The sequence below is a fragment of the Cryobacterium sp. 10I1 genome, from assembly GCF_035019805.1.
Taxonomy (GTDB): Bacteria; Actinomycetota; Actinomycetes; order Actinomycetales; family Microbacteriaceae; genus Cryobacterium; species Cryobacterium glucosi.
The window spans coordinates 1-3,660 of the sequence record NZ_JASJVF010000298.1; the positions used below are offsets into that span (position 1 = coordinate 1).

General features: G+C 69.0%; 5 protein-coding genes and 1 pseudogene. 4 read left to right on the forward strand and 2 right to left on the reverse strand.

The annotated features are described in order from the left end of the window. Positions 1-378, reverse strand: a pseudogene (locus QN345_RS16825) (hypothetical protein); the annotation flags it as partial. 110 nt (positions 379-488) lie between these two features. Between QN345_RS16825 and QN345_RS16830 the strand changes: the two are divergent. The 3 genes from QN345_RS16830 to QN345_RS16840 are packed head-to-tail and all read left to right on the forward strand — an operon-like array spanning position 489 to position 2,260. Continuing rightward, the gene (locus QN345_RS16830; RefSeq protein ID WP_134446589.1) at positions 489-1,187 is read left to right on the forward strand and encodes an SOS response-associated peptidase; all 699 of its coding nucleotides are present in this window, start codon (positions 489-491) and stop codon (positions 1,185-1,187) included. A gap of 54 nt (positions 1,188-1,241) precedes the next feature. Continuing rightward, on the forward strand, positions 1,242-1,406 hold the full coding sequence (locus QN345_RS16835) for a hypothetical protein (RefSeq protein WP_166787273.1): 165 nt from the start codon (positions 1,242-1,244) through the stop codon (positions 1,404-1,406). Between the two features lie 8 nt (positions 1,407-1,414). Further along, positions 1,415-2,260 carry an SMP-30/gluconolactonase/LRE family protein gene (locus tag QN345_RS16840; protein WP_322189687.1) on the forward strand — a complete coding sequence of 282 codons (846 nt, stop codon included), beginning with the start codon at positions 1,415-1,417 and terminating at the stop codon, positions 2,258-2,260. A 33-nt stretch (positions 2,261-2,293) separates the two neighbouring features. Here QN345_RS16840 and QN345_RS16845 read toward each other — a convergent pair whose 3' ends face one another. Beyond that, the gene (locus QN345_RS16845) at positions 2,294-2,944 is read right to left on the reverse strand and encodes a DUF1345 domain-containing protein (RefSeq protein WP_134446587.1); all 651 of its coding nucleotides are present in this window, start codon (positions 2,942-2,944) and stop codon (positions 2,294-2,296) included. Between the two features lie 154 nt (positions 2,945-3,098). Here QN345_RS16845 and QN345_RS16850 point away from each other — a divergent pair. Then, positions 3,099-3,660: J domain-containing protein (locus QN345_RS16850; RefSeq protein ID WP_323508922.1), on the forward strand; the 562-nt coding region annotated here is incomplete at its 3' end.

Here is a 3,660-nt window from a genome sequence, read left to right on the forward strand (position 1 = left end):
GGGGAGAACGTCCGCGAGGGCCGCCGTGAGGGTGAGCCACTGGTCGCCCGGCGCAGGGACCAGGACGAGGCGCGTGAGGTCGATGCCGAGGCTCGTCGCCGCTTCGGGGCCGAGGTCGGGCAGCCCGATGATCCCGCACCAGGACCCGGCCTGGGACGGCCCGGCGAGGAGCGCGAGAATGAGGGAGACGGAGCCGTCCACGGTGTAGACCGACCCGGGCCTGAGCGCGCCGCCCGGCAGGAGGCCGGCGAATCCCGTTGCCGCCTGGCGGCTTTCGAGTCCCGCCCGAGTGGATTCCATCCCGCGGATGCGCGCCTGCAACCCGGCCGCGAGTTCTCGCGGGTCGGGTCCGCTGCGGGGGACGGGGAAACTGGACACCCCACCATATTCGAACAGACATTCGATTAAGTCAAGACGATGCGGGGCGGGCGGATGCACGGCCGATGCCCGGGGAGAGGGTTGTCGGTGGGCCGCGCTAGCCTGAGACCATGTGTGGTCGATTCATCATCACGGACACGGCGCCGGACCTCGCCGCGATGTTCGACGTCGAGCATGAGGGCGAGGACCTCCCGGAACCGTCGTGGAACATCAAGCCAACCGAGCGGATTCCGATCGTGCTCGAGTCGGCGAAATCAGGCGCCGTCGTGCGCAGGATCGAGTCTGCGCGCTGGTCGCTCGTTCCGTCCTTCGCGTCGGCGCTCGTGTCGAAGTTCCCGACGTTCAACGCCCGGTCGGAGACGGTGGGGGAGAAGCCCACCTTCCAGCCCTCCCTCGCATCGCGGCGTGCTCTCGTGCCCGCCACCGGTTACTACGAATGGCACACCGAAGGCACCGTCAAGACCCCGTACTTCGTGCACTCGGACGATGGGCTGCCCCTGGCCCTCGCCGGTCTCTACGCGTGGTGGCGCAACCCTGCCCTCACGGAAGACGACCCGGCGCGATGGGTGCTGAGCGCCACAATCCTCACCCAGGAGTCGAGTGGCCGTCTCCGGGGCCTTCACGAGCGGATGCCCGTCGTGCTCCCGGAGGAGACCTGGGACCAGTGGCTCGACCCGCACACGGTCGGCGACCAGGAGTTCGTGGACGCGGCCGTGGCCGCCTCCGCGGAATCCGTGGAGGGTTTGCGGTTCCACGAGGTTGCGCCCCTCATCGGCGACGGGCCCGAACTCATCGAACCGGTCGCCTGAGCGGCTACGCTCGTCATGGCACGGAACGGCCGGGCCGGTGTCGAAAGGACCCCTATGAAAATTGTCGCCTTCATCGTCGCGATGGCCGTGTTCGTCTTCGGACTGTGGCTCTTCGGGTTCGCCTTCACGGTCACCGCGGGCCAGTTGCCCATCTTCTTCGGCGGGATCCTCTGCGTGGCCCTCGCCGTGGCGATTCCCGTCCAGATCCTGCGCGACTGAGCAACCCCGTGCAGGCCGAACAGCGTACCGATCCCCTCGCCTTCCACGGTGAGGGCCCCGTATGGTCCCCGTCCTGGGGCGGCCTGCGCTGGCTCGACATGTTCGCGGGAGACATCCTCTCGCTGGACGGTGACACCGTGCATCGCAGGCACGTCGGCAGCATGGTCGTGACCGTGCGGCCGCGCCGCGCGGGCGGCGCCGTCCTGGCCCTGCAGCGCGGTTTCGCCCTCGAGGATGCCGAAGGGACGATCACCGAACTCGGGGAGCTCTGGAGCGATCCGCTCCTGAGACTCAACGAGGGCGGCTGCGACCCGGACGGCCGGTTCTACTGCGGTTCGATGGCGTTCGACCAGTACCCGGGCGCCGGTTCCCTCCGCCGCCTCGACCCGGACGGCTCGGTCGAGGTCGTCCTGACCGGCCTCACCATCTCCAACGGGCTGGACTGGAGCCCGGACGGCTCCCTCGCCTACTACAACGACACCGCGACGGGCCGGGTCGCGGTGTTCGACTACAGTGCAGAGACGGGCCTGACGGGCCTGCGCAGTTTTGTCGAGATCCCGGCGGAGTCCGGCTTTCCCGACGGTCTCACCGTCGACAGCGACGGCGGGGTCTGGGTGGCACTCTACGGCGGGAGCGCCGTGCATCGCTACAGGCAGGATGGCCGCCTGGACGAGGTCGTCGAGGTCGCCGCAAGCCGCGTCACCGCGTGCACCTTCGGCGGACCGAACCTGGACGAGCTTTTCATCACGACGTCACGGGAAGGCCTCGACGACGGGGAAGAGGCACTCGCCGGATCGTTGTTCCGGGTGGATGCCGGGGTCACCGGCCTGCCCGTGCGCGCGTTCGCCGGCTGAACGTCCGGCCCAGCGCCTGACCCGAAGCCGGGCTCAGTGCAGCAGCCCGGCGACGAGGTTGATCATCGTCGCAAGGATCACGGATCCGAAGAGGTAGGACAGCAGGCCGTGGCGCAGCGCCGTCATCCGGATGATGTGTGTCTTCAGGTTGGTGTCCGACACCTGGAACGTCATGCCGAGGGTGAATGCGAGATAGGCGAAGTCCCCGTAGCTCGGCGGCGCTGTCTGGTTGAATTCGATCCCGCCATCCGCCCCCTCGTAGTAGAGCCGGGCATAGCGGAGGGTGAACAAGGTGTGCAGAAGCGTCCAGGACAGCACGACGCTCAGCACGGACAACAGGGCCAGCACGACCTGCGCTGCTCCCGTCGTGGAATGCGTTTCGACGAGCAGAAGGCCGAGCGCGCCGAGGCTCGCGAGGCTGATCAGGAGCACGAGCAGGTCGGACACGCCCCGGGACGGGTCCTCACGGGTCGCATGCGTCGCGGTCGTCGCGGCGTCCATCGGCCCGATCACGATCCAGACCCAGGCGATGAACGTCACGCAGGCCGCTGCCCAGCCCACGATCGGGGCGAGCACCCAGTCGCCCCCGATCGACGCCACCACCCCGGCGGCAAGGCCGATCACGGCCATCACGATCAGGCGGGTGCTCGAGCGACGCACCGTCAGGCGTTCCCAGGTCTTCATGGGCCGATCGTCCCACAGATCCGTCAGGATCCCGTGAGCGGCTCGGGTGGGGCGAGATGACAGAAACGGTCGATAAGGTGAAGAGAACGTCTGACACAGGTCAGACCCCGGACGGCGGCTTGCCGCACACGATCGAACGAAAGAGACCGCGAGGATGTCAGAGAGCCCGGCGGCGGCATCACCCTATGAGGTGCTGGGCGTGAGCCCTGAGGCGACCAGCGAGGAATTGCGACGCGCCTACCGCAAGAGGCTGCGTCTCACCCACCCGGATGTCGGGGGTCGCGCCGCCGACTTCCAGGCCGTCCAGGTGGCGTGGGAACGGATCGGCAATCCCGAGAGCCGGGCCGATTACGACAGGCGCCGGTACCCGGACAACGAGCACGGGACCGTGCACACCGGCTCCGCCTCCGGTTCGTCCGGTTCCGGTTCGTCCGCAGGCTCGGCGCGCGCTTCGTCGGCGGCGACAGGTCCGCGTGCGCGGATGTACGGACACCCGGGGGGCCACGCCCGGCAACGGTACCTCGAGCTCCTGCGCGAGTGGGTCGGCCGCGGGACCGTCATCGACGATCCGTACGCGCCCCAGCTCGTCCGCTCCGCGCCCCGCGAGATCCGGCACTGCCTGGCCCGCGCCCTCGCCCAGGAATCGACGGCACACCTCGTGTCCCTGCTCGGCATCGGCTACACGGCCTGGCACGACGTGCTCGCGGGCTCCCACC

Bases quoted from the DNA above. Each gene is read 5' to 3' on its own strand.
- QN345_RS16830 (WP_134446589.1), top strand. From the start codon at position 489: ATGTGTGGTCGATTCATCATCACGGACACGGCGCCGGACCTCGCCGCG.
- QN345_RS16835 (WP_166787273.1), top strand. From the start codon at position 1,242: ATGAAAATTGTCGCCTTCATCGTCGCGATGGCCGTGTTCGTCTTCGGA.
- QN345_RS16845 (WP_134446587.1), bottom strand. From the start codon at position 2,944: ATGAAGACCTGGGAACGCCTGACGGTGCGTCGCTCGAGCACCCGCCTG.